This is a genomic window from Phenylobacterium sp. (assembly GCF_036402295.1).
Taxonomy (GTDB): domain Bacteria; phylum Pseudomonadota; class Alphaproteobacteria; order Caulobacterales; family Caulobacteraceae; genus Phenylobacterium.
On record NZ_DASWTE010000408.1, the window covers coordinates 1 to 22,217 of the forward strand.

Annotated in this window: 26 protein-coding genes and 1 tRNA gene; 20 read left to right on the forward strand and 7 right to left on the reverse strand. The window is 69.4% G+C overall.

The window, feature by feature from the left end; all coding sequences use genetic code 11:
- The 6 genes from VGD44_RS23630 to VGD44_RS23655 all read left to right on the forward strand — a co-directional run.
- Positions 1-472 (forward strand): ubiquinol-cytochrome C chaperone family protein (locus VGD44_RS23630; protein ID WP_331090838.1); only part of this gene is annotated, 472 nt, incomplete at its 5' end.
- On the forward strand, positions 457-984 hold the full coding sequence (locus VGD44_RS23635; RefSeq protein WP_331090839.1) for a DUF177 domain-containing protein: 528 nt from the start codon (positions 457-459) through the stop codon (positions 982-984). The genes VGD44_RS23630 and VGD44_RS23635, both read left to right, overlap by 16 nt.
- Before the next feature lie 77 nt (positions 985-1,061).
- The gene (plsX, locus tag VGD44_RS23640) at positions 1,062-2,114 is read left to right on the forward strand and encodes a phosphate acyltransferase PlsX (RefSeq protein ID WP_331090840.1); all 1,053 of its coding nucleotides are present in this window, start codon (positions 1,062-1,064) and stop codon (positions 2,112-2,114) included.
- Positions 2,101-3,096: a beta-ketoacyl-ACP synthase III gene (locus VGD44_RS23645; RefSeq protein ID WP_331090841.1), complete on the forward strand. Its 996-nt coding sequence runs from the start codon at positions 2,101-2,103 to the stop codon at positions 3,094-3,096. The genes plsX and VGD44_RS23645 overlap by 14 nt, the downstream gene beginning before the upstream one ends.
- Positions 3,097-3,196: 100 nt before the next feature.
- Positions 3,197-3,499, forward strand: a complete 303-nt coding sequence (locus VGD44_RS23650) for an integration host factor subunit alpha (RefSeq protein ID WP_068876961.1) — start codon at positions 3,197-3,199, stop codon at positions 3,497-3,499.
- A 16-nt stretch (positions 3,500-3,515) separates the two neighbouring features.
- Complete coding sequence (locus VGD44_RS23655; RefSeq protein WP_331090842.1) at positions 3,516-3,923, forward strand: MerR family transcriptional regulator; 408 nt, start codon at positions 3,516-3,518, stop codon at positions 3,921-3,923.
- 22 nt (positions 3,924-3,945) lie between these two features.
- Here VGD44_RS23655 and VGD44_RS23660 read toward each other — a convergent pair.
- Positions 3,946-4,022: transfer RNA gene (locus tag VGD44_RS23660), tRNA-Pro, on the reverse strand.
- Between the two features lie 40 nt (positions 4,023-4,062).
- Here VGD44_RS23660 and VGD44_RS23665 point away from each other — a divergent pair.
- Entirely contained in the window at positions 4,063-4,731 is a 669-nt protein-coding gene (locus VGD44_RS23665; protein ID WP_331090843.1) for a TonB family protein, read from the forward strand.
- On the opposite strand, the gene VGD44_RS23670 is transcribed toward VGD44_RS23665, so the two are convergent.
- The gene (locus VGD44_RS23670; protein ID WP_331090844.1) at positions 4,728-5,657 is read right to left on the reverse strand and encodes an MBL fold metallo-hydrolase; all 930 of its coding nucleotides are present in this window, start codon (positions 5,655-5,657) and stop codon (positions 4,728-4,730) included. The genes VGD44_RS23665 and VGD44_RS23670 overlap by 4 nt on opposite strands.
- Positions 5,658-5,687: 30 nt before the next feature.
- On the reverse strand, positions 5,688-5,885 hold the full coding sequence (locus VGD44_RS23675) for a DUF2842 domain-containing protein (protein WP_331090845.1): 198 nt from the start codon (positions 5,883-5,885) through the stop codon (positions 5,688-5,690).
- A gap of 91 nt (positions 5,886-5,976) precedes the next feature.
- Here VGD44_RS23675 and VGD44_RS23680 point away from each other — a divergent pair, with 91 nt between their 5' ends.
- The 7 genes from VGD44_RS23680 to msrB all read left to right on the forward strand — a co-directional run bounded on the left by VGD44_RS23680 (position 5,977) and on the right by msrB (position 10,875).
- Entirely contained in the window at positions 5,977-7,008 is a 1,032-nt protein-coding gene (locus tag VGD44_RS23680; RefSeq protein WP_331090846.1) for a COX15/CtaA family protein, read from the forward strand.
- Between the two features lie 93 nt (positions 7,009-7,101).
- On the forward strand, positions 7,102-7,701 hold the full coding sequence (locus tag VGD44_RS23685; RefSeq protein WP_331090847.1) for a cytochrome P460 family protein: 600 nt from the start codon (positions 7,102-7,104) through the stop codon (positions 7,699-7,701).
- 167 nt (positions 7,702-7,868) lie between these two features.
- Entirely contained in the window at positions 7,869-8,342 is a 474-nt protein-coding gene (gene rplM / locus VGD44_RS23690) for a 50S ribosomal protein L13 (protein WP_331090861.1), read from the forward strand.
- Complete coding sequence (gene rpsI, locus VGD44_RS23695) at positions 8,342-8,830, forward strand: 30S ribosomal protein S9 (RefSeq protein WP_331090848.1); 489 nt, start codon at positions 8,342-8,344, stop codon at positions 8,828-8,830. The genes rplM and rpsI overlap by 1 nt, the downstream gene beginning before the upstream one ends.
- 88 nt (positions 8,831-8,918) lie before the next feature.
- Positions 8,919-9,899: an N-acetyl-gamma-glutamyl-phosphate reductase gene (gene argC / locus VGD44_RS23700; protein ID WP_331090849.1), complete on the forward strand. Its 981-nt coding sequence runs from the start codon at positions 8,919-8,921 to the stop codon at positions 9,897-9,899.
- 35 nt (positions 9,900-9,934) lie between these two features.
- On the forward strand, positions 9,935-10,333 hold the full coding sequence (locus tag VGD44_RS23705) for a GNAT family N-acetyltransferase (protein ID WP_331090850.1): 399 nt from the start codon (positions 9,935-9,937) through the stop codon (positions 10,331-10,333).
- An 11-nt stretch (positions 10,334-10,344) separates the two neighbouring features.
- Positions 10,345-10,875: a peptide-methionine (R)-S-oxide reductase MsrB gene (gene msrB / locus VGD44_RS23710; RefSeq protein ID WP_331090851.1), complete on the forward strand. Its 531-nt coding sequence runs from the start codon at positions 10,345-10,347 to the stop codon at positions 10,873-10,875.
- A gap of 93 nt (positions 10,876-10,968) precedes the next feature.
- Here the strand turns inward: msrB and VGD44_RS23715 are convergent, their stop codons facing one another.
- Genes VGD44_RS23715 through VGD44_RS23725 form a run of 3 tightly spaced genes read right to left on the reverse strand, consistent with a single transcriptional unit; the run spans position 10,969 to position 12,705 of the window.
- Positions 10,969-11,802, reverse strand: coding sequence for a GIN domain-containing protein (locus VGD44_RS23715; RefSeq protein ID WP_331090852.1), 834 nt, complete (start codon positions 11,800-11,802; stop codon positions 10,969-10,971).
- A 16-nt stretch (positions 11,803-11,818) separates the two neighbouring features.
- A complete protein-coding gene (locus VGD44_RS23720) occupies positions 11,819-12,379 on the reverse strand; it encodes a DUF1700 domain-containing protein (RefSeq protein WP_331090853.1) in 561 nt (186 codons plus the stop codon).
- Positions 12,376-12,705, reverse strand: coding sequence for a PadR family transcriptional regulator (locus tag VGD44_RS23725; RefSeq protein ID WP_331090854.1), 330 nt, complete (start codon positions 12,703-12,705; stop codon positions 12,376-12,378). Before VGD44_RS23725 ends, VGD44_RS23720 begins: the two co-directional genes overlap by 4 nt.
- A 164-nt stretch (positions 12,706-12,869) precedes the next feature.
- On the opposite strand from VGD44_RS23725, the gene VGD44_RS23730 reads away from it, so the two are divergent.
- Both VGD44_RS23730 and VGD44_RS23735 read left to right on the forward strand, forming a co-directional pair.
- On the forward strand, positions 12,870-14,306 hold the full coding sequence (locus VGD44_RS23730; RefSeq protein ID WP_331090855.1) for an MBOAT family protein: 1,437 nt from the start codon (positions 12,870-12,872) through the stop codon (positions 14,304-14,306).
- Positions 14,306-15,925, forward strand: coding sequence for an alginate O-acetyltransferase AlgX-related protein (locus VGD44_RS23735; RefSeq protein WP_331090856.1), 1,620 nt, complete (start codon positions 14,306-14,308; stop codon positions 15,923-15,925). The genes VGD44_RS23730 and VGD44_RS23735 overlap by 1 nt, the downstream gene beginning before the upstream one ends.
- A gap of 150 nt (positions 15,926-16,075) precedes the next feature.
- Here the strand turns inward: VGD44_RS23735 and phaC are convergent, their stop codons facing one another.
- Positions 16,076-18,037: a class I poly(R)-hydroxyalkanoic acid synthase gene (gene phaC / locus VGD44_RS23740; RefSeq protein ID WP_414694719.1), complete on the reverse strand. Its 1,962-nt coding sequence runs from the start codon at positions 18,035-18,037 to the stop codon at positions 16,076-16,078.
- 151 nt (positions 18,038-18,188) lie between these two features.
- Between phaC and VGD44_RS23745 the strand changes: the two genes are divergently transcribed.
- The 4 genes from VGD44_RS23745 (at position 18,189) to glpX (ending at position 22,215) form a co-directional block, all read left to right on the forward strand.
- A complete protein-coding gene (locus VGD44_RS23745) occupies positions 18,189-18,554 on the forward strand; it encodes a hypothetical protein (RefSeq protein WP_331090857.1) in 366 nt (121 codons plus the stop codon).
- Positions 18,555-18,694: 140 nt separating this feature from the next.
- On the forward strand, positions 18,695-19,915 hold the full coding sequence (locus VGD44_RS23750) for an LL-diaminopimelate aminotransferase (RefSeq protein WP_331090858.1): 1,221 nt from the start codon (positions 18,695-18,697) through the stop codon (positions 19,913-19,915).
- A gap of 8 nt (positions 19,916-19,923) precedes the next feature.
- Positions 19,924-21,213: a homoserine dehydrogenase gene (locus tag VGD44_RS23755; protein ID WP_331090859.1), complete on the forward strand. Its 1,290-nt coding sequence runs from the start codon at positions 19,924-19,926 to the stop codon at positions 21,211-21,213.
- 48 nt (positions 21,214-21,261) lie between these two features.
- On the forward strand, positions 21,262-22,215 hold the full coding sequence (glpX, locus tag VGD44_RS23760; protein WP_331090860.1) for a class II fructose-bisphosphatase: 954 nt from the start codon (positions 21,262-21,264) through the stop codon (positions 22,213-22,215).
- Positions 22,216-22,217 lie beyond the last annotated feature (2 nt).

Below are 22,217 nucleotides of genomic sequence, written 5' to 3' on the forward strand. Positions count from 1 at the left end.
TGCGCGGACGGTGGCCCAATCGCGCACGCCCGCGCTCTACGCCGAGCTCGGCGCCCCCGACACGGTCGAGGGCCGCTTCGAGCTCTACAGCCTGCATGTCTACCTGCTGCTCGAGCGGCTGAAGGGGCAGGGGGACCAGGCGGCCGAGACCGCCCAGGCCCTGTTCGACACCTATCTCAGCGCCCTGGACCACGCGCTGCGCGAAATGGGCGTCGGCGACCTCTCGGTCGGCAAGAAGATGCGCAAGCTGGGCGAGGCCTTCTACGGCCGCATCGGCTCGCTGGAGGACGCGCTCTCGGCGCTGCCCGACACGACCGACCTGCAGGCCATGCTCGAACGCACGGTCTACGAGGGCGCCGACGCGAGCGGAGCCCCTCGGCTGGCCGCCTATGTCCTGCAGCAGCGGGAGGCGCTGCGCGCCCAAGCCGTCGAGCGCCTGTACGCCGGCGACGTCGAATGGGCGCCGCTTTGAGCTGGGACGCCCCCCTGAAGCTGCACGAGCTCAGCCGTGGGCCGGTGCGCCTGACGTTGGAGCCCGACGCCGAGCAGCGCGCGGCGATCGCCAAGCGGCTGGGGCTGAAGAGCCTCCCGTCGCTCAAGGCCGAGGTCACTGTGAAGCCCTGGCTGGACGGCGCCGAGCTCACCGGGAAAATCGACGCGATCGTCGAACAGGTGTGCGGCGTCTCCCTCGACCCCTTCGAACAGCCGCTCAGGGGCGAGATCGACGTGCGCGTCGTGCCGGCCGGCAGCCCGCACGCGGCGACGTCCGACGGCGGAGAGTTGGCGCTGGATCCCGACGCGCCCGACGCGCCGGACGTGCTGGACGGCGACGCCATCGACCTGGCCGGCTATGTGATCGAGCACCTGGCGCTGGAGGTCGATCCGTTCCCGCGCAAGCCCGGCGCGACCTTCGACTACGACGCGCCGGAGGAGGAGACCTCGCCCTTCGCCGCGCTGAAGAAGCTCACCGAGCCAAAGGCTTAGTTTCCACGCCGCAAGCCGACCGCTAAGGTCGCCGCGGCGAATCCTCCAGGGTCGCCAAAAGGGACGGACACCATCATTTGACCCAACCGCTGGTCATCTCCGTCGACGCCATGGGCGGCGACCACGGACCGAGTGTGGTGATCCCCGCCTGCGCCAGGGCGCTGGTTGACCGACCCCATGTCCGCCTCCTCCTGCACGGCGACGAAGCCGCACTGAAAGCCGAGATGGGGCGCCACCGGATCCTGGCCGACCGCGCCGAGATTCGGCACGCCGCCAAGGTCATCGCCATGGACGAGAAGCCGGCCCAGGCCATGCGCCGCGGCAAGGGCTCGTCGATGTGGAACAGCGTCGAGGCGATCCGCGAGGGCGAGGCCAACGCCGCCGTCTCGGCCGGCAACACCGGCGCCTTGATGGCCATCTCCAAGCTGATCCTGCGGATGAGCGCCGATCTGGACCGTCCGGCCCTGGTGGCCTCGATCCCGCACGCCAGGGGCGTCACCACCTTCCTCGACGTCGGCGCCAACGTGGACTGCGACGCCGAGCGGTTGGTGGAGTTCGCGATCATGGGCGAGGCCTACCATCGCGCCGCCCACGGCGTGGCCCGCCCCACGGTCGGCCTGCTGAACGTCGGCTCGGAAGATATGAAGGGCCACGAGGAGGTCCGCGAGGCGCACCGCGTCCTGCGCGAGGGCAAGCTCGACCTCGACTACAAGGGCTTCGTCGAGGGCGACGACATCACGGGCGGCGCCGTCAACGTCGTGGTGACGGACGGTTTCACCGGCAACGTCTCGCTTAAGGCGATGGAGGGCGCGGCCAAGTTCATGTTCGGCGAGCTCCGCGGCGCACTGACGGCCGGGCCGCTGTCCAACCTGGGCGCGCTGCTCGCCCGCCCGTCGCTGTTGCGCTTCCGCGAGAAGATGAGTCCGCCGCCGGCCGCGCCGCTGCTGGGCCTCAACGGCCTCGTCCTCAAGTGCCATGGCGGCGCTGACGAGCGGGATTTCACGAAAGCGATCCGTGCGGCGGCCGATGTGGCGCAAAGCGGGTTTGCCTCAGAGATCGAACGGAATATGAGGCGGCTTCCCGCCGCGCTCGCCGACGCGGGCCCTTCCGCCGCGGATGGAGCCGCCTGATTTGTCCAAAGTCCTGCGTAGTGTCGTGACCGGGGTAGGCGGCTTCCTGCCCGAACGGATCGTCACCAACGACGAGCTGGCGAAGATCGTCGACACGTCGGACGAGTGGATCCGCGAGCGCACCGGCATTCGCCAGCGCCGCCAGGCCGACGACGACACGCCCGTCTCGGACCTCGCCGTCGAGGCCGCCCGCCGGGCGCTGGAAGCCGCCGGCCGCACGCCGGACGACGTTGACCTGATTGTGGTGGCGACCACCACCCCGGACCTGACCTTCCCGGCCGTCGCCACCATCGTGCAGCGCAAGCTGGGTTGCCCGGTCGGCATCGCCTTCGATGTCCAGGCGGTGTGCTCCGGCTTCGTCTATGCGCTGTCGGTGGCCGACGGCTTCGTGGCCCGCAATCGCAGCAAGTGCGCGCTGGTCATCGGCGCCGAGACCATGACCCGCCTGATGGACTGGACCGACCGCGGCACCTGCGTGCTGTTCGGCGACGGGGCCGGCGCGGTGGTTGTGGAACCCGGGGAGGGGGATGGGACGACTTCCGACCGGGGCCTGCTGGGCTTCGCCCTGCGCGCCGACGGGACCAAGCAGGAGCTGCTCTACGTCGACGGCGGCGTCTCCACCAACCGCCAGACCGGCTATCTGCGCATGCAGGGCAACCAGGTGTTCCGCCACGCGGTCGTGAACATCTCCGAGGCGGTGATCGCCGCGGCCGCCGACGCGGGCATCGATGTGCCCAGCGTCGACTGGTTCATCCCCCATCAAGCCAACCAGCGGATCCTCGAGGGCGTGGCCAAACGGCTCGGGATCGATGCGCACAAGGTGATATCCACAGTGGCGGAACACGCGAACACGTCGGCGGCCTCGATTCCTCTTGCGCTCGACCAGGGCCTGAAGGACGGTCGCATTCGTCCTGGACAGCTGCTGCTGCTCGAAGCGATGGGCGGCGGCCTGACCTGGGGCGCCTGCGTCCTGCGCCTTTGACGATCGCTTAGGCTTAAGCTGTAAAGCGTGACTTGAAGTCTTTGTGACAATAGGACAATCAAGAACCATGAACGACGTGGCGGCGGGGACCAGGGCGATCATGAAGGGGGCGACCGTCACGCGGGCCGACCTGTGCGAGTCGGTGCACGAGCAGGTGGGCCTGACCCGCCAGGATTGCTCCGAGCTGGTCGAGCGCGTGCTTGAGCTGATGTGCCAGGCGCTGGAACGCGGCGAGCAGGTCAAGCTCAGCGGTTTCGGCGTCTTCCAGGTGCGCGCGAAGCGGGCCCGGATGGGCCGCAATCCCAAGACCGGCGAACCGGCCGCGATCGATCCGCGGCGCGTGATCGGCTTCCGCGCCTCGCAGGTGATGAAGGCGCGGGTCGACCGCGCGCTCTCGCGGTGAGGACCTCGTAGTCCCGGTGGCCAAGGGCCCGGACGCCTTCCGCACGATCTCCGAAGCGGCGGATGAGCTTCATGTGCCGCAACACGTGCTGCGCTTCTGGGAAACGAAGTTCACCTTCATCAAGCCGATGAAGCGCGCTGGCGGACGCCGCTTCTACCGCCCCACCGACATCGCGGTCCTGCGCGGCGTGCGCCGCCTGCTGCACGACGAGGGCTACACCATCAAGGGCGTCCAGAAGCTCCACCGCGAGCACGGCGTGCGGCGCCTCGTGGCCGCGGGCGAAGGCGTGTCCGTGCCTCCGCCCGCCGAAAAGCCCGCGCCCACCGCCAAAGCCGCCCCGACTGGCCACAAGACCGCGCTCCTGGACGCGCTGCGCGACCTGGAGACCGCCAAGGCGCGTCTGGACGGGCTGCTGAAGAGCTGAGGGAAATCTCGCCGCCGGCCGCTGGTCGGAGCGACAGGATTTGAACCTGCGACCCCTTGACCCCCAGTCAAGTGCGCTACCAAGCTGCGCCACGCTCCGCGGGCCCAGCGGCGAGGGGCGTCTTCTAGCGGAACCGGGGATGAGGGCAACGGGAAAGTTCGCGCTGTGGGCGGTCGTGTGCGCCACTGTCGCGGCGACGCCTGTTCTGGCGCAGGTGATCTGGGCGGAAGCGCCCAGCGCCGAAGATATGGCCAAGTTCTATCCGCCGACGACCGATGGTCCGCAGAGAGGTCTGGCGCGCATTGAGTGTCGGGTGGCGGGCGATGGTCGGCTCAGCGATTGCCACATTCTGTCTGAAGAGCCCGGGGACGCCGGCCTCGGGGCATACGCCCTCTCGCTCGCGCCGAAGTTCCGGGCCACGCCCGAGGCAGCCAAGAAGATGCAAGGCGCGGTCGTGATTCCGGTCCGCTTTGGCCCTGCGGCGGAGGGGCCGCCCCGACGCGACGCTCGGTTCCAGCGGAGCAGCGCCTACAGCAGGCTTGGCGACGCGGGGCCCTACTACCCGGAGCGCGCAGCCCGCATGGGCTTGATGTCGGTTGTCGAGGCGGACTGCCGCGTGGCCGACAAGGGCCTGTTGAGGAACTGCAAGATCATCTCGGTCTCGACGCCCGATTACGGTTTCGAGTTCGCCTTCCTGAAGATGGCGGAGCGAGGTTGGATGACGGCCGCGCCGTTGGCGGAGGGCATGGCAGCGCCCGCTGACGGCGTCTGGCGCTTCAGGATGATCTTCGACGGCAAGCGCCACTAACCCGCGATCGGCCGCGCGACGATCCCCTGGCCCAGTTCGAAGGTCGCGCCGGTCGCGCCGTAGGCGGCGGTCTTGCGGGTGAGGCCGGCGGCCTGGCGCAGGCGCCAGGTGGCTTCGATGCCGGTGCAGTGGCCGAGCAGCAGGTAGCGCACGCCGGCCGCCTTCAGTTCTGCGCCCGTCCAGTCGAGGCGCGCGTCGCTGTTCTGGAACAGGTGCAGCCCGCCGATCACCGCCAGCAGCGGCTTGCCGGCGGCAAGGCCCCGGGCGCGCCTGACGATGTTGATCACCCCGGCATGTCCGCAGCCGCTCAGCGCCACGACGCCGTCGGCGGTGTCGAACACCATGGCCATGTCCTCGGGCACGTCGTCCTCGGCGCCGCCGGCCAGCGTCCAGCCCGGCGGGAAGTTCTTCTCGTCGGTCTCGCGCGGCACCGGCCCGGTGAGCCAGACGCCGGGCAGGAGTTCCACAGGCCCCTTGTGGACGACGAAGGCCGCGCCGGCCGCCTCGACGTCGGCCTTCAGCTTGGGGATCGCCGGCCGGAAGCCCTGCGTCCCGGCCGCGAAGAAGCCCTCGCCCACATGTACGCGGCTCAGCGCCTTCGGGTTCTGCGCCGCCAGCGCCTTGCGCAACACCAGGAAGCCGCCCGTGTGGTCGCCGTGGTGGTGGCTCAGCACCACGTCCTCGATGCCGGAGAGGTCGACCTTCAGGTCGCGAGCGTTGGCCAGCACCGTCTCGGGCCGCGCGCCGGTGTCGTAGAGGATCTTGCGGCCGTCCACCTCGACCAGCGCGGCATAGCCCCATTCGCCGATCCCCTGGTCGGCCATCATGGTCGAGAGCACGGTGACCTTCAGCTTGCCTACCTGGGCCGCCAGCGCCGGCAGCGGCGCGAGCATCAGGACGAGCAGGGCGGCGAGCAGGCGTGTCATCGGGACCTCCGGAGCTAGCCGGAGCCTAGGTCACCGCTCGCGGTTCATCCAGCGGATCAGGGGGAACAGGGGCACACCCCAGAAGGTGCCGAAGAAGCCGTAGTAGGCGAGCTTCCACGCCCAGTGGTCGGGGATCTCGTCGCCCAGCGAGGCGACGACGACGATGTAGACGATCAGGAACGCGAGGATCGCGACCATGCCGATGAATTTGCGCAGGCGGGGCGACATGGCGCCGTCATAGAGCGCTGGGCGCGGCGGCGTAACCCCGCTAAAGGACCCGGCCAAGTTTCAGCCGGAAAACTGCGCGACCGCGGTCCCTATGATTTCGTTCCTGAGTTCGGACCGTTCGCGGCCCGTCGCCATCTGGCTGCTGGCCGTCGCCGCCATGGTGCTGGCCATGGTGATCGTGGGCGGGGCCACCCGACTTACCGACTCCGGCCTGTCGATCACCGAGTGGAAGCCGGTGACCGGCGCCATCCCGCCGCTGAGCCAGGCCGACTGGCAGGCGGAGTTCGCCCGCTATCGCCAGATCCCGCAGTACAGCCAGCTGAACGCGGGCATGAGCCTCGCCGCCTTCAAGTCGATCTACTGGTGGGAGTGGTCGCACCGGCTGCTCGGGCGCCTGACCGGCGTCGTCTTCTTCGTGCCCTTTGTCTGGTTCGCGGTCCGCCGCCAGCTGCCGCGCCGGCTTTTCCTTCGGCTGGGCGGCATCTTCGTGCTGGGCGCCCTGCAGGGCCTCGTCGGCTGGTGGATGGTGGCGAGCGGGCTCTCGCACCGCGTCTCGGTCGCGCCCGAGCGGCTGATGGTCCACCTGGGGCTGGCGTTCGCGCTCTTGGGGCTGCTGCTCTGGACCGCATTCGACGCCTGGGCGGGCACGGCGCGCCAGACGCTCCCCAGCCCGTGGGGCCGGCGTGCGGCCTGGCTCCTGGGCCTCGTCTACCTGCAGGTGCTGCTGGGCGCCCTCGTGGCCGGCAACGACGCCGGCTTCGTCTACAACGACTGGCCGCTGATGAACGGCCGCCTGCTCCCCGACGACTACGCGAGCGCGAGCCTCTGGGCGACCCTGGCCCACAGCCAGGGCGCGGTGCAGCTGCATCACCGCCTGGTCGCCTACGTCCTTACCGCGGTGGCGGTGACCCTGGGCGTCGCCGCCTGGCGCTCGAGATACCTGGCGCACGAGTCCAAGCTGCTGGGCGTGGCGGTGGCCGGCGCCGTGGCGGCGCAGGCGCTCCTCGGGATCGCCACCCTGATGCTGGGCGCTCCCGTCGGGCTCTCGATCGTCCACCAGTTGGCGGCCGCTCTGGTCCTGACCCTCGCCGTCGCCTTCGCCTGGCGCGTGCGGCGGGTCTGAGCTCGGCCGCATGGCCGGATTCGATGCCTTCGCGGCATTGTCCGGTGTCCGGCATGAGCGGCACACTGGCCTCGTCGACAGGAGGGGCCGGCCATGAAGCTTCATCTCGGGATCGCGGGCGCGGCGGCGGCCGCCCTGATCGCGGGCCTGCTGGCCGGCTCGGCCACCCAGGCCCAGGCGCCGAAACCCGCGGCCGTCTTCACGCCCGACGGCAAGCTCGAGTTCCCGAAGGACTATCGCACCTGGATCTTCCTCTCGGCCGGCATGGACATGACCTACGGCCCCAACGCGCCGACCGGCGCCGACCACCACATGTTCGACAACGTCTTCGTCGACCGCGCGTCGTACGAGACCTTCGTGCGCACCGGCCGCTGGCCGGAGGGTTCGTTCTTCGTCCTGGAGATCCGCGGCGGGCAGGGGGAGGGCTCGATCAACAAGGGGGGCCTGTTCCAGACGAACCGGATGGCCGTTGAGGTCCACCTCAAGGACAAGCGCTATCCCAGCGGCTGGGCCTTCTTCGGCTTCAACGGCGAGCAGCCCGCCCAGGCGTTGCCGCAGACCTCGGCCTGCAACCAGTGCCACGAGAAGAACGCCGCCGTGGACACCACCTTCGTGCAGTTCTATCCGACCCTGCTGCCGGTCGCGAAGGAGAAGCAGACCCTCAGCGAGGCCTATTTGGCGGCGGAAAAGTAGCGGTATGATATTACCGGATACAAATTAGCTCGCAAAATCAGATATATACGCGCCGGCGCGCGGATTTACGCGCATTGACAGCGGGCGTCCTTTTCGGCATATGCCGCGCCTCACGTCGGGGCCGCGTTCAGCGAACCCGCATTGGTTCTATTGGATCGTCCCTCATGCTGAAGAGCACCACGGCTTCGCTGAAGCCCGCCGAGGTCGAGAAGAAGTGGATCGTGATCGACGCCCAGGACGCCGTGGTCGGCCGCCTGGCTTCGTTCATCGCCATGCGTCTTCGCGGCAAGCACCGGCCTGATTACACCCCGCACGTCGACTGCGGCGACTTCGTCGTCGTCGTGAACGCCCACAAGGTGAAGTTCACGGGCAAGAAGGCCACCGACGAGGTCTACTACTGGCACACCGGCCACCCGGGCGGCGTGAAGCAGCGGACCCCGGCGCAGATCCTGGCCGGCAAGTATCCCGAGCGCGTGCTGCAGAAGGCCGTCGAGCGCATGCTGCCCAAGGAAAGCCCGCTCGCCCGCAAGCAGATGACGCACCTGCGCATCTACAACAGCGCCGAGCATCCGCACGCCGCTCAGAACCCCGAGACCATCGCGTTCGCCGACCTGAACGCCAAGAACGTGCGGAGCGCGTAATGAGCGAAGCCACCACGACCGAAGCCACCGGCTTCGACGCCCTGAAGGGTCTCGGCACGCAAGCTGAGGAAACCGTCGTCCGCGAGCCCAAGCGCGATGCGCAGGGCCGTTCGTACGCGACCGGCAAGCGCAAGAACGCCGTCGCCCGCGTCTGGATCAAGCCGGGCAAGGGCACGATCACCATCAACGGCCGCGACCAGACGGTGTATTTCGCCCGTCCGGTGCTGCGCATGATGATCGCCCAGCCGCTGGAGCTCTCCGATCGCGCGGGCCAGTTCGACGTCGTCGCGACGGTCGAGGGCTCGGGCCTCTCGGGCCAGGCCGGCGCCATCCGCCACGCCATCTCCAAGGCCCTGACCTACTACGAGCCCGGCCTGCGCGCCGTGCTGAAGCCGCACGGCCTCCTGACCCGCGACCCGCGCGTCGTGGAGCGGAAGAAGTACGGCAAGGCCAAGGCCCGACGCAGCTTCCAGTTCTCGAAGCGCTAACCCGCGCGCGAGCACTCGCGTTTTGGAGGGGCGCTTCGGGCAACCGAAGCGCCCCTTCTCTTTTGGCCTATCAGTTCAGGGACCGACCATGGCCCACACGATCTTCATCGACGGCGAAGCCGGCACCACGGGGCTCCAGATCCGGGAGCGGCTGGCGAAGCGCTCCGACCTCGAGGTCCTCTCCATCGATCCCGAGCGGCGCAAGGACGCCGATGCGCGCCGCGAGCTCCTGAACGCCGCCGACGCCGTGGTCCTGTGCCTGCCCGACGACGCGTCGCGTGAAGCGGTGTCGATGATCTCGTCCAACGCCGTGAAGGTGATCGACGCCTCGACCGCGTTCCGCACCGCCCCCGGCTGGACCTACGGCTTCCCGGAGATGTCCAAGGACCAGCGCGACGCAGTCCGCAACGCCACGCGGGTCTCTAACCCCGGCTGCTATCCGACGGGCTTCATCGGCCTGGTGCGGCCGCTGGTGGCCGCGGGCCTGATCCCGGCCGACTTCCCGCTGACCGTGAACGCCGTGTCCGGCTACTCCGGCGGCGGCAAGGGCCTGATCGCCGAGTTCGAGCAGCAGGACGCGCCCGCGGGCACGAACGACGCCTTCCGCGCCTATGGCTACAGCCTGGCGCACAAGCATCTGCCGGAGATGCAGATCCACACCGGGATCAGCCACCAGCCGGTGTTCGCGCCGTCCGTCGGCCGCTATGCGCAGGGGATGCTGGTGGAGGTGCCGCTGCAGCTCTGGGCGCTGCCCAGCCGGCCGTCGCCGACCGACCTGCATGTGGTCCTGGAGTCCGCCTACGCCGGCGAGAGCTTCGTCGAGGTGGCCAGCGGCGCCGAATGCGCCGAACTCGCCAAGGTGCGCGCCGGCGCCGCCGGCTATGTTCAGGCGCTGGACCCCCAGGCGCTGAACGGCACCAACAAGATGCGCCTGTTCGTGTTCGGCAATGCCGACGGCAGTCAGGCCCGCCTCGTGGCCCTGCTGGACAACCTCGGCAAGGGCGCGTCCGGCGCGGCCGTTCAGAGCCTCAACCTCATGCTGGGCCTGCCGGAGGCCGCCGGCCTGTGATCCTGCGGCCGGCGACGCCTGACGACGCGCCGGCCATGTCCCGGATCCTCTGGGACTGCCGTGAAATCTCCACGCCGTTCCTGCCGCAGCTCCATACGCACGAGGAGAACGTCGCCTGGTTCCTGGGTGACCTGATGCCCGAAAACCAGGTGTGGGTCGCCGAGCAGGACGGCCAGGTCGTGGGCTACATCGGTTACCGGGAGGGCTGGATCCAGCACCTCTTCGTCCACCCGAGCATGCAGGGTCGCGGGATCGGCCCCTTGTTGCTCGCCAAGGCCATGGCGTCCGGGGGGCAGGTTGAGCTCTGGACCTTCCAGCAGAACACCCGCGCCCGCCGCTTCTACGAGGCCCGCGGCTTCCGCCCGGTGGAGTTCACCGACGGCTCGGGCAACGAGGAGCGCGCGCCCGATGTGCGCTACCTATGGAGTCCATGAGGCGGGTGGACTTGAAACTGCCGGCCTTCGGCGCACGTAATCAGGTCATGACGACCCCGATGCATCGCCGCGGCTTCCTGGCCGCCGTCTCCGCCCTGGCCCTGGCCGCGCCCGTCTCGAGCCTCGCCGCGGCCAAGGACGCCTACGCCAACTCACCGTTCCGCAAGATCACCGACGCGGACTGGAAGAAGCGCCTGCCGCAGGCCAGCTACTACGTGCTCCGTCACGAGGCGACCGAGCCGCCGGGCACGAGCCCGCTCAACAAGGAGAAGCGCAAGGGGACGTTCGTCTGCCTCGGCTGCGATCTGCCGCTGTTCAAGTCCGAGACGAAGTACGAGAGCGGGACCGGCTGGCCCAGCTTCTACCGCGCTATCCCGGGCGCCGTGGCCACCAAGACCGACTACAAGATCGGCGTGCCGCGCACCGAGTACCACTGCGCCCGATGCCTGGGCCACCAGGGCCACGTGTTCGACGACGGCCCGCGCCCGACCGGCCTGCGCTACTGCAACAACGGCGTCGCGCTGAAATTCATTCCGGCCTGAGGGCCCCATTCATCCTGAATGGATGAGCACGTTTCGGGTTGGACCGAGAAAAAGCCGGCCCGGGCGTGTCCAGACGCCCGGGCCGGACCCGTTTCAGGTCTTCGCGCCCTTGGGGGAAGGCGAAGGCGGCGGGCTGGGAGACGGGGAGGGCGTCGGCGTGGGCGTGGGGGTGGCGTCCTCCTCGCCCTGGCGGACGCGGCCGGACCCGGAGACGTCGGTGTCCAGTCGGGCCGGGCGGGTGAGCAGGCGGACGTCGCCGCGGCCGGTGATGTCGAGCTTGGCCCATTCGGTCGGCGCGATGGTGGCGTCGGCCGAGCCGGAGATGTCGACCTCGGCGCCCTTGGTCTTCAGCCCGCCCAGGTCGACCTCGCTGCTGCCCGACAGGTCGAGGACGATCTCGTCGGCCTGGCCCGTGGCGGTCACGTCGGCCGAGCCGGACACGTCCAGGCGCAGGGTGGGCTGGCTGTAGCCTTCGATCGTCAGGTTGTTGCGGCCCGAGATGTCGAAGCTGTTGATGTCGGGGGCGCGGACCACGACGTTCAGCCGCGCGCGGTGCTGGCGGTGGCCCCGGTCCTCGTACTTGAGCGTGTCGCCGCGCACGATCACGTGGTCGACGAGCCGCTTCGGGCCCGTGACCGTGACCGTGGCGGGGCCGGCAGCCTGGATGTAGCGGACGTCGGCCGCCAGATCGAGGTCGAGCCGGCGCTCGCCGCTCCAGGTCAGGGTGCGCGTGGTCTCTTCGCCCCAACGGCTGCGGTTGTCGTCGTCGTCCCAGTCCCAGTCGCCATCCCAGTGGGAATGGCCCTGGGCGATCTTCCAGCCGCCGTTGGCGACCGCTTCGGGACCGCCGATGGCGACGGCGGCGGAAATGGCGCCTACCGAGAGCACGAAGCCCGCGACGGCGATCATCAGAAGAACGCGGATCATGCGTCTGTCCTCCGGCTCAGGGTTCGAGGGCCGGCTTCAGCAGCCGGTAGTGGAGGCGCCCGTACCAGACGAGCGCGTTCATCAGGCCGATCGAGATGATCGTCAGGACCGCGCCCGCCGAGGCGGAGCCGGCCATGAAGCCGATGCCGCCCAGGACGGCGGTGATCGGACCGCCCGGCGGGTCGAAGAACGGGCCGGCGGCGAACATGAAGGCCCCCACGAAGAAGGCGACGATGATCGCCACGCCGATCCCGATGATCGTGGCCACGATCCCCATGAGGATCGGCAGCAGGATCAGGATGTCGATGGCCCCCAGCCCCAGCACGGCGAAAACGGCGGCCGCGGCGGCGCCGGGGCTGCGCTCCTCGCGCCAGCGGTTCATGGTGCTCTCGGCGCGGAGCTCGCGGGCCAGCCGCTCGGGATCGCCCAGCGCGGAAGCCACTTCGGCCTCGCTGCGGCCGGCGGCCTCGCCGTCGGTGAAGTGCGCCTCGTAGTCGGCGACGATGTCGGTCACGGTTTGCGGCGGAAGCCCTCGCAGGCCTTCGCGCAGCCGGGCCATGAAAGCCTGGCGTGTCATTTCGCCCCTCCAAAGACGATCTGGTTCACGGCGCCGGAGAATGAAGTCCAGGCGTCCTTCTGGGTGCTGAAGCTCTGTTTTCCGGCCTCAGCGAGCCGGTAGTATTTCCGTGGCGGCCCCGCCGGGCTCTCGACCAGGTAGGTCTCGACCAGGCGCTCGGCCTGCAGGCGGCGCATGAGCGGATAGATGGTGCCTTCGCCCATGCCGATCGCGTCGGCGAGGGTGCTGGCGATCTCGTAGGCATAGCTGTCGCGCTGGGCGAGCAGGGCCAGAACACAGAGCTCTAGCGCGCCTTTCTTCAGCTGGATCTCGATGGCCTCGGGCACTGGCGGCCCTCCTTCCTTGTCCATGAGGTACGGCAAGGTAGTGAGCGACGCAAGGTAGCTTGCATGAAATGTTAGTAAGGGTCGCGCCCGCTTTTCACTGGCGTTCCGCGGCGACTCCCGTGCGACTTGCGCGGCCAGCAACCGAGCCTGCCCGCCGACGGCCCATGGTCTTCAGTTCGATCATCTTCGTCTTCTATTTCTTGCCGGTCTTCCTGCTCGGCTACTATTTGAGCGGCTGGCGCACGGCGGCGCTGCTGGTGGGCAGCGCGGTGTTTTACACCTGGGGCGAGGGCGCCTATGTCCTTCTGCTACTGGCGCTGATCGTCGTGAACTATGCCGGCGCGCGCTGGCTCGAAGCCCAGACGGTGCGACGGCGACGCCAGGCGATGCTGTTCAGCCTGATCGCGCTCGACCTGAGCATCCTGGGCTACTTCAAGTACGCGGGCTTCCTGGCCACGACGATCGACAAGGTCCTGCCGGCCGCGAACCTGCCGGTCATCGAGGTGGCCCTGCCGCTGGGCATCTCGTTCTTCACCTTCCAGCTGATCAGCTACCTGGTGGACGTCCACCGCGGGCAGGTGAAGGTCGAGCGGGACCTCAGCCGGTTCGCCTCATACATCCTGATGTTCCCGCACCTGATCGCCGGGCCGATCGTGCGCTTCGCCGACATCCGCGACGAGCTGCACGCCGACCGCCGCCGGACCGGCCGCATCGGGCTGGGGCTTCAGTACTTCATCGTCGGCCTCTGCCAGAAGGCGCTGATCGCCAACAGCGTCGCCCCGCTCGCCGACCACGCGTTCGCCATCGCGCCCGGCGCGCTCGACCCCGGCACGGCCTGGCTCGGCGTGCTGGCCTACACCCTGCAGATCTACTTCGACTTCTGCGGCTACTCGAACATGGCGATCGGCCTGGCGTTCATGCTGGGCTTCACCTTCCCGAAGAACTTCGACCACCCCTACGCCTCGGGCTCGATCACCGAGTTCTGGCGGCGCTGGCACATGTCGCTGTCGTCGTGGTTCCGCGACTACGTCTACATCCCGCTGGGCGGCAACCGGCTGGGCCAGCGGAAGACCGTGCGGAACCTCCTGATCGTGTTTCTGCTGACCGGCCTCTGGCACGGCGCGTCGTGGCACTTCGTGGCCTGGGGCCTGTTCCACGGGGCGTTCCTGCTCGTGGAGCGCTTCGGCCTGGGCGGCTTGCTGGCGCGCGCGCCGCGCATCGTGGCGAACCTCTACACCCTCCTGGTGGTGATGGTGGGCTGGGTGCTGTTCCGCGACGAGTCCATGTCCGAGGCGGGCGCCTACCTGCGGGCCATGGTCCGCTTCGACGCGCTCCAGGAGCTGCCCGTGCCGACCCTGCGCCTGCTGGACGGCCAGGTGATGGGCGCGATCGTGTTGGGGATGGTCTTCGCCTATCCGGTCATGTCCTGGACCCTCGACCGCCTGCGCGCGCCGAAGCTGCCGCCCTCCGCCCTGGAGCCCCGGCTGGACACCCAGGGCGCGCATGTCCTGTCGACGCCGATCCTCATCGCCGGCCTCCTGCTGAGCGTGGCCCAGCTGGCGGGCTCCAGCCTCAACCCCTTCCTGTACTTCCGGTTCTGATGGCGCGCGACCTTCGCAGACACTGGGCGGGACTGATCGCGGCGACGCTGGCGGTGATCGCGCTGGGCGTCGTCCCGCAGCCGTGGATCGATCCGCCGATGCTGGAGGAGAACCGCGTCCTGGCGAAGGCCCCGCCGCTCGCCCTGGCCCGCGCGGATTTCGCCGGCTTCCGCAAGGCGGTCGACAACTGGGTGGCGGACCAGTTTCCGGCGCGCCCCTACCTGATCTCCACCCTCAACCTTGCTCGGCTGAAGGTGGGCGCGACAGGCTCGAGCCGGGTGATCGCCGGGCGCGACGGCTGGCTGTTCTATGACGACGGCTCGGCGCTGGGCGTCGCGCGGGGAGACCCGGCCCCGACGCGGGACGAGAAGCAGGCCTGGCTCCAGGGCCTGGCGGTGCGGACCGAGGCGGCCCGGCAGAACGGCGCCGCTTTCGTCACCCTGATCGCGCCCCTGAAGGAGACTGTCTACCCGCAGTTCGGGCCGTCCTGGTACGACGGGCCAGATCGTGACCGGGCCTCCGTCACCCTGAGCCGGCTGGCCGCCGCGTCCGCCGCCGGCGAGGTGGTCTATCCGCACGCCGCCATCGCGCGTGACGCCCGCTGGGGCCTGAAGGTCTACAGCCGGCACGACACGCACTGGACGGGACTTGGGGCCTACGTGGCCTATGCGGGGCTGATGAACCGGCTGCAGGCCATGGGCGTCGCCGAAGGCCCGCGGCCGATAACCGCCTTCACCGAGGACCGGGCGGGGTCACCCTACAAGCCCCGCGACCTGGCGCTGATGCTGGGCGTCGCGAGCTTCGTCCACGTGGATTATCCCGAGCTGGTCGATCGCGACGCCGAGGACAGGCTTAAGGTCACCTACCTCACCCCGCGCACCGACTGGACCGCGCCGCAGGTGATCGACACCGGCTCTACAGGCAAGCCGGTGCTGCTGTTCGTCCGCGACTCCTTCTCCAATGCCGTCATGCCGTATCTCTACGGGCACTTCAGCCGGATCATCGCCACCCACGCCAAGGACGGGGCGTTCCGGCGTGACTTGATGGCGCGGTTCAAGCCCGACGTCGTGGTCCTGGAGGTGGCGGAGAACAGCCTGGTCCACATCGGCGTCGAGCCTGGCCGCCCGCCGGTCGAGGTGACAGCCAGAATCGCCCAGGCGATCGCCCGGGACACGCCGCCCCCCGCGGCGCGGGTGAACACGGCCGGTACGGCGGGCGCCGACCGGCTGCAGGGCGGCCCCGACGGCGAGGTGATCGCGGCCCGCGGTGGCGACGATGTGGTCGACGGCGGCGGCGGCGGCGACACCATCCGAGGGGGCCGCGGCGCCGACCGCGTGCTGGGCGGCCGCGGCGCCGACTGGCTATCCGGGGACCGCGACGACGACATCGTGACCGGCGGACCGGGCGCCGACGTCTTCCACAGCTCGGCCGACGCCGGACTCGACGAGATCACCGACTTCTCGGCCGCCGAGGGCGACCGCGTCCAGCTCGACGCGGGGACGCGCCGGACCATCCGCCAGGAAGGCCCCGACGTCGTCGTGCAGATGGCTCAGGGCAGGGTGGTGCTGCGCGGCGTGAACCTGACCGACCTGCCGCCCGGCTGGATCAACGCGGAATAGAGCCAGGCGACCTTCAGCATGGCCTCACGCCTCCGACGCTCCCTTCATCCTTGGAGGAAGGGCCGGGGATGGAGGTGTGCGCAGGCCTGGAGCGCCGTGGGGGCGCAGCGCCTCCATTGAGGGGAGGGCTTCGGTTGAACGCCGATTTGCCTAGCTCTTCACCTTCACGTACTCGCCAGGCGCATCGCCCAGCGGCTTCAGCGGGCCCGCGGCCGGATCGCGGGCCGGGATCTTCTTGCCCGACCGCGCGGCCAGCCAGCTGGCCCAGTGCGGCCACCACGACCCCGGATGCTCGACCGCCCCCGCCTGCCACTCCTCGAGCGAGCCGGGCAGCTTGTCGTTCGTCCAGTGCTGGTACTTGTTGGCCGCCGGCGCATTGATCACGCCCGCGATGTGGCCCGACCCGGCCATGGTGAAGGTCACCGGCCCGCCGAACAGCCGCGCGCCCTTGAACACCGAGCGGGCGGGGGCGATGTGGTCCTCCTTCGAGGACTGCACGTAGATCGGGATCTTCACCTTGGAGAGGTCGATCTGCACGCCGTCGAGCTCGAGTTCGCCCTTGGCCATGGCGTTCTGGCCGTAGAACCTGCGCAGGTAGAAGGTGTGCAGCGTCTTCGGCATCCGCGTCTGGTCGGAGTTCCAGAACAGCAGGTCGAACGGCTTGGGCTCCTTGCCCATCAGGTAGTTGTTCACGAAGAACGACCAGATCAGGTCGTTGCCCCTGAGCGCGTTGAAGGTGTCGGCCATGGTCTGGCCGTCGAGCACGCCGCCGCCGGCGTCCATCTTCTGCTCGAGGGTCTTGATCCAGTCCTCGTTGGTGAAGAGCAGCAGGTCGCCGGCCTCGGAGAAGTCCTGCTGGGCGGCGAAGAAGGTGGCCGAGCCGATGGACGTGTCACCCTTGGCCGCCATGTGCGCCAAGGTCGCCGAGAGCAGGGTGCCGCCGATGCAGTAGCCGACGGTGTTCACGCGATCGACGCCGGTCTGCTTCAGCGCCGCGCCCACGCCCTCGTAGATGCCCTGGCGCATGTAGTCTTCGAAGGTCTTGGTGGCGAGGGTCGCGTCCGGGTTCACCCACGAGGCCACCAGCACCGTGAAGCCCTGGCTCGCCAGCCAGCGGATCAGCGAGTTCTCCGGCCGCAGGTCCATGATGTAGAACTTGTTGATCCACGGCGGGAAGATCAGCAGGGGAATCTCGTAGACCTCGTCCGTCGAGGGAGAAAACTGCAACAGCTCTATGATTTCGTTTCGGAAGATCACCTTCCCCGGAGCCGTGGCGACGTTCTCGCCGATCTTGAACATGTCATAGTCGGTCTGGGCGATGGCCAACTGGCCGCCGCCGCGCTGCAGGTCGGCCTGGAAGTTCTCCATGCCCTTGACCAGGCTGGCCCCACCCGTGGACATCACCTCTTTAAGCGCCGCCGGGTTGGAGGCCAGGAAGTTCGACGGTGAGAACGCGTCGGTCAGCATCCGCATGAAGAACTCCACGCGTCGCTTCTCCAGCGGGTCCACCCCGTCCACGTCGGCCACCAGGCCGTTCAGGAAGTTGGCGGTGAGCAGGTAGGACTGCTTGATCACGTCGAAGACGGGATTGTCCGACCAGTCGGGATCCAGGAACCGCTTGTCGCCCTTGGCCGGCGCCACCACGGGCTCGGAGGTCTCGCCGCCGGCCCGGCGCGCGGCGCCCTGCCACAAGTCGAGGTAGCGCGTGAAGAGGTCGGCCTGGGCCCGCATCATCCGGTCGGGCTGGGCGGCTAGGCGGCCCATTACCTGGGTCAGCGCCGGCGCCACGTGGAACGGGTCGGGTGACAGGGCGGCGGGCCGGTCGGCCTGGCGCAGCGCCATTTCGGCGATGGCGCCCTGGGCGGTGATGGCGGCGCGCGCGAGGTTCATCGACAGCTGCTCGACCTGGGCGCGCTGCTCGGCGGTGAAGGCGCTGGCGTCGAAACCCGGACCGGGCGAGGGGCCTGGGCCAGGCGGAGGCTGCGACGATTCCCCGAAGGTCTTGGCCTCGGACGCGGCCGCCTTTTCGGCCTTGGCGGCCTTCTTGGCGCCCGCCTTCTTGGCCCCCGCGCTCTTTGCCTTCTTGGGCGGGGCGGCGGTCTGTTCGCTCATCGCGCAGTTCTCCCAGGCGACGGGAGCGCCATCACGCGCGCTCTTCCGCCGTCAGCGATCATCGCATAAGACCTTGGCGGAAATGAATGCGTCGCGCCCGCCTTTTTCGACTGCTGTCCGGTCCAGCCTGCTCGCCGGGGCGTGCCTGATCGTGACCGGCTGCGCGGGCGTGCCGTTCAACGACGCCAAGATCGACCCGGCCTCGCCGGTCGCCGCCGACGTGGCGAAGATGACCCGCCAGCCGGGCAAGTTCCCCACCTTCGCCAGCATTCCGGCCCCGCCGAAGGACCTGCGCCCGGTGGCGCAGTACGGCCGCGACGCGCGCGCAGTGCTGGCCGAGGGCGAGGCGCTGGTGGCGGCCACCGCGCCCTCCACCTGGACGCTGCAGAACTCCGAAGCGTTCGCCGAGAAGGGCCGCAAGGACGCCGGTCCCCAGCTCGACCCGCCCACCCCGGGCGACGCCGAGGCCTTCGCCCGCGCGCTCAGGGAACGAGCTACTCCGCCTCCGCCGCGCTGACCCTGAAAAGGAACCGGGCGCCGCGAGAGGCATAAAAATCCCCAAGCCGGCTTGGCGGACTCCCGCCCGGAGTCTATCGAAGCCCTGACGTCAGCTCGCAGATCGGCCGCATGGGCGAACCGCGGCGCAAGAGCTTTATTATGACACCCGAATTCCACCGTATCCGACGCCTTCCTCCGTACGTTTTCGAGGAGGTCAACAAGATCAAGGCGCGCCTGCGCGGGCAGGGCGTCGACATCATCGACTTCGGCATGGGCAACCCCGACATGCCGACGCCGAAGCATATCGTCGACAAACTGGTCGAGACCGCGCGCGACCCCAAGGCCGGCCGCTATTCGGCCTCCAAGGGCATCGCCGGCCTGCGCAAGGCCATGGCCGGCTACTATGACCGCCGCTTCGGCGTGAAGCTGGACCCCGAGCGCGAGGTGATCGCCACCCTGGGCTCGAAGGAGGGCTTCGCGAACCTCGCCCAGGCTCTGACCGCGCCCGGCGACGTGGTCATCTGCCCGAACCCGGCGTACCCGATCCACGCCTACGGCTTCATCATGGCCGGCGGCGTCATCCGCCACGTGCCGGCCGGCAGCCCCGAGGAGTACCTGGCGGGCATCAGCCGCGCGGTGAAGCACTCGGCGCCGCCGCCCAGCGTGCTGATCGTCAGCTACCCGTCGAACCCGACGGCCCAGTGGGTGGACCTCGACTTCTACAAGGAGGTCGTGGGGCTGGCCCGCAAGCACGACCTCCTGGTGCTCTCCGACATCGCCTATTCCGAGATCTACTTCGACGACAACCCGCCGCCGTCCCTGCTGCAGGTCGAAGGCGCCAAGGATATCGCCGTCGAGGTCAATTCGCTCTCGAAGACCTTCGCCATGGCCGGCTGGCGCGTGGGCATGGTCGTCGGCAACGAGCGCATGTGCTCGGCGCTGGCGCGGGTGAAGTCCTACCTCGACTACGGCGCCTACACGCCGATCCAGGTAGCGGCCGCCGCGGCTCTGAACGGCCCGGTCGAGTGCATCGACGAGATCCGCGGCATCTACAAGTCGCGCCGCGACACCCTGGTGGAATCGATGAAGCGCGCCGGCTGGGACATCCCCGCGCCGCCCGCCTCGATGTTCGCCTGGGCCAGGCTGCCGCCCCAATACGAGGAAGCCGGCTCCATGCTGTTCTCAAAGCTCTTGATCGAGGAGGCGGGCGTCGCCGTGGCGCCCGGCATCGCCTTCGGCGAGTACGGCGAGGGCTACGTCCGCATCGGCCTCGTGGAGAACGAGCACCGGATCCGGCAGGCCGCGCGCAGCGTGAAGAAGTTCCTGGCCAACTCCGACGAAATCCTCGGGCGCGCCCACAACGCGCTGGCCGCACAATGAGCGAACCGATGGATCGCAAGCTCTGGGGGATCGGCGTCGCCGGCCTCGGAACCGTGGGGGCGGGCCTGCTGAAGTTCCTGGGCGAGAACCCGGGCTTCGCGCCGGCCGGCGGCATGGCCTATGTCAGCGGCGTCTCGGCTCGCTCGCGCTCGCGGCCGCGGCCGGTCGACATCTCGGGCATCCCCTGGTTCGACGATCCGGTGGCGCTCGCCCAGGCCGACGAGACGGACCTCTTCGTCGAGCTGATCGGCGGCTCCGACGGCCCGGCCAAGGCGGCGGTCGAGGCGGCGCTGAAGGCCGGCAAGCCGGTCGTGACGGCCAACAAGGCGCTGATCGCCGAGCACGGGGCCGAGCTTGCGGCCCTGGCCGAGCAGATGGACGTCCCGCTGCTGTTCGAGGCCGCCGTCATGGGCGGCGTCCCGGCGGTGAAGATCGTCCGCGAGGCCCTGGTCGGCGACGAGATCAGCTCGATCTCGGGCATTCTCAACGGCACCTGCAATTACATCCTGACCGAGATGGAAGCCACCGGCCGGTCCTTCGCGGACGTCCTGGCCGAGGCCCAGCGCCTGGGCTACGCCGAGGCCGACCCGACCATGGACGTCGGCGGCTTCGACGCGGCGCACAAGATCACCATCCTGGCGGCCCTGGCCTTCGGCTGCGCGCCCAATTTCCAGGCCGCCGAGATCGAGGGCATCGACCAGATCGCCCTGCTCGACATCCGCATGGCCAAGGACCTGGGCTACCGGATCAAGCTGGTGGCCTCGGCCGAACGTTCGATCCACGGCGCCCTGGTCCGGGTCCACCCGACGCTGGCGCCGCTCGACCATCCGCTAGCGCGCGCGGGCGGGGCCCTGAACGCGCTCTTCATCGAAGGCGAGAATACCGGCCGCATCTTCATCCAGGGCCCCGGCGCCGGCGCCGCGCCGACCGCCGCGGCCGTGGCCGCCGACATCTCCGACGTGATCGCCGGCGCGCGCCGCCCCGTCTTCCAGGCGCAGGCTGGGACGCTGTCGCCGTTCGATCCGATCGACCCGTCCAAGATGATGGGCCGCGCCTACCTGCGCTTCCTGGTGAAGGACGAGCCGGGCGTGATCGCGGCGGTCTCCGAGACGCTGGCCGAGGCGGGGGTCTCGATCGAAAGCTTCCTGCAGAAGCCGACGGAGGGCGCCGAGGGCGTGCCGATCGTGCTGACCACGCATGCGGTGGCGGAATCGGTGCTGACCGCCGCCGTCGAGCGCATCGCGGAATTGCCGGCCGTGCTCGATCGGCCGCGCCTGTTGCGGATCGCCCGCATCTGAGCTTGATACCGCCTCCGCGAGAGAGGCGTCCTTGGGGTTGGAGACGACATGAGTTCTGAAGTTCTGGACCGCAACCTGATCATGGACGCGGTCCGGGTCTGCGAAGCCGCCGCCATCGCCGCCTGGAAGCTGGTCGGCCGGGGCGACGAGAAGGCCGCCGACCAGGCCGCGGTGGACGCGATGCGCACGGCGCTGAACGACCTCAACATCGACGGCGAGATCGTCATCGGCGAGGGCGAGCGCGACGAGGCGCCGATGCTTTACATCGGCGAAAAGGTGGGCAAGGGCGGCAAGGCCAAGATCGACATCGCCCTCGATCCGCTGGAAGGCACCACGCTGACCGCCAAGGCCATGGCCAACGCGCTTGCCGTGATGGCCTGGGCGCCCAAGGGCTCGCTCCTCAACGCCCCCGACACCTACATGGACAAGATCGGCTGCGGCCCGGGCTATCCGCCCGGCGTCATCGACCTGGACAAGAGCCCGGCCGAAAACGTCAAGGCGCTGGCCAGGGCCAAGGGCGCCGATCCCAGCGAGATCACCGTCTGCATCCTCGACCGGCCGCGGCACGCCGAGATCATCGCCTCGGTGCGCTCGGTGGGCGCGCGGATCCACCTGATCACCGACGGCGACGTGGCGGGCGTGATCAACACCGCGGACCCGGACACGGGCATCGACCTCTACGTGGGGCAGGGCGGGGCGCCCGAGGGCGTGCTGGCCTGCGCGGCGCTCAAGTGCGTGGGCGGCCAGTTCCAGGGCCGGCTCGTGTTCCGCAACGCCGACGAGCGCGCCCGCGCCGCCCGCGTGGGGATCACCGACCTCGACAAGAAGTACGACCTGCACGAGATGGTCCGCGCCGACGCGATCTTCGCGGCCACCGGCGTCACCAAGGGCGCGCTGCTGGACGGCGTCAGCGTCTCGGGCGGCTTCGTCCACACCCACACCCTCGTCATGAACTCCGCCACCCACACGGTGCGCGAGGTGCGCATGAAGCGGCCGGTCTGACG

Bases quoted from the DNA above. Each gene is read 5' to 3' on its own strand.
- VGD44_RS23665 (WP_331090843.1), top strand. From the start codon at position 4,063: ATGAGGGCAACGGGAAAGTTCGCGCTGTGGGCGGTCGTGTGCGCCACT.
- VGD44_RS23670 (WP_331090844.1), bottom strand. From the start codon at position 5,657: ATGACACGCCTGCTCGCCGCCCTGCTCGTCCTGATGCTCGCGCCGCTG.
- VGD44_RS23755 (WP_331090859.1), top strand. From the start codon at position 19,924: ATGGATCGCAAGCTCTGGGGGATCGGCGTCGCCGGCCTCGGAACCGTG.
- VGD44_RS23685 (WP_331090847.1), top strand. From the start codon at position 7,102: ATGAAGCTTCATCTCGGGATCGCGGGCGCGGCGGCGGCCGCCCTGATC.
- VGD44_RS23705 (WP_331090850.1), top strand. From the start codon at position 9,935: ATGTCCCGGATCCTCTGGGACTGCCGTGAAATCTCCACGCCGTTCCTG.
- VGD44_RS23730 (WP_331090855.1), top strand. From the start codon at position 12,870: ATGGTCTTCAGTTCGATCATCTTCGTCTTCTATTTCTTGCCGGTCTTC.
- VGD44_RS23715 (WP_331090852.1), bottom strand. From the start codon at position 11,802: ATGATCCGCGTTCTTCTGATGATCGCCGTCGCGGGCTTCGTGCTCTCG.
- phaC (WP_414694719.1), bottom strand. From the start codon at position 18,037: ATGAGCGAACAGACCGCCGCCCCGCCCAAGAAGGCAAAGAGCGCGGGG.
- VGD44_RS23750 (WP_331090858.1), top strand. From the start codon at position 18,695: ATGACACCCGAATTCCACCGTATCCGACGCCTTCCTCCGTACGTTTTC.
- VGD44_RS23675 (WP_331090845.1), bottom strand. From the start codon at position 5,885: ATGTCGCCCCGCCTGCGCAAATTCATCGGCATGGTCGCGATCCTCGCG.
- VGD44_RS23680 (WP_331090846.1), top strand. From the start codon at position 5,977: ATGATTTCGTTCCTGAGTTCGGACCGTTCGCGGCCCGTCGCCATCTGG.
- VGD44_RS23720 (WP_331090853.1), bottom strand. From the start codon at position 12,379: ATGACACGCCAGGCTTTCATGGCCCGGCTGCGCGAAGGCCTGCGAGGG.
- VGD44_RS23635 (WP_331090839.1), top strand. From the start codon at position 457: ATGGGCGCCGCTTTGAGCTGGGACGCCCCCCTGAAGCTGCACGAGCTC.
- VGD44_RS23735 (WP_331090856.1), top strand. From the start codon at position 14,306: ATGGCGCGCGACCTTCGCAGACACTGGGCGGGACTGATCGCGGCGACG.
- rpsI (WP_331090848.1), top strand. From the start codon at position 8,342: ATGAGCGAAGCCACCACGACCGAAGCCACCGGCTTCGACGCCCTGAAG.
- VGD44_RS23645 (WP_331090841.1), top strand. From the start codon at position 2,101: ATGGAGCCGCCTGATTTGTCCAAAGTCCTGCGTAGTGTCGTGACCGGG.
- VGD44_RS23650 (WP_068876961.1), top strand. From the start codon at position 3,197: ATGAAGGGGGCGACCGTCACGCGGGCCGACCTGTGCGAGTCGGTGCAC.
- argC (WP_331090849.1), top strand. From the start codon at position 8,919: ATGGCCCACACGATCTTCATCGACGGCGAAGCCGGCACCACGGGGCTC.
- glpX (WP_331090860.1), top strand. From the start codon at position 21,262: ATGAGTTCTGAAGTTCTGGACCGCAACCTGATCATGGACGCGGTCCGG.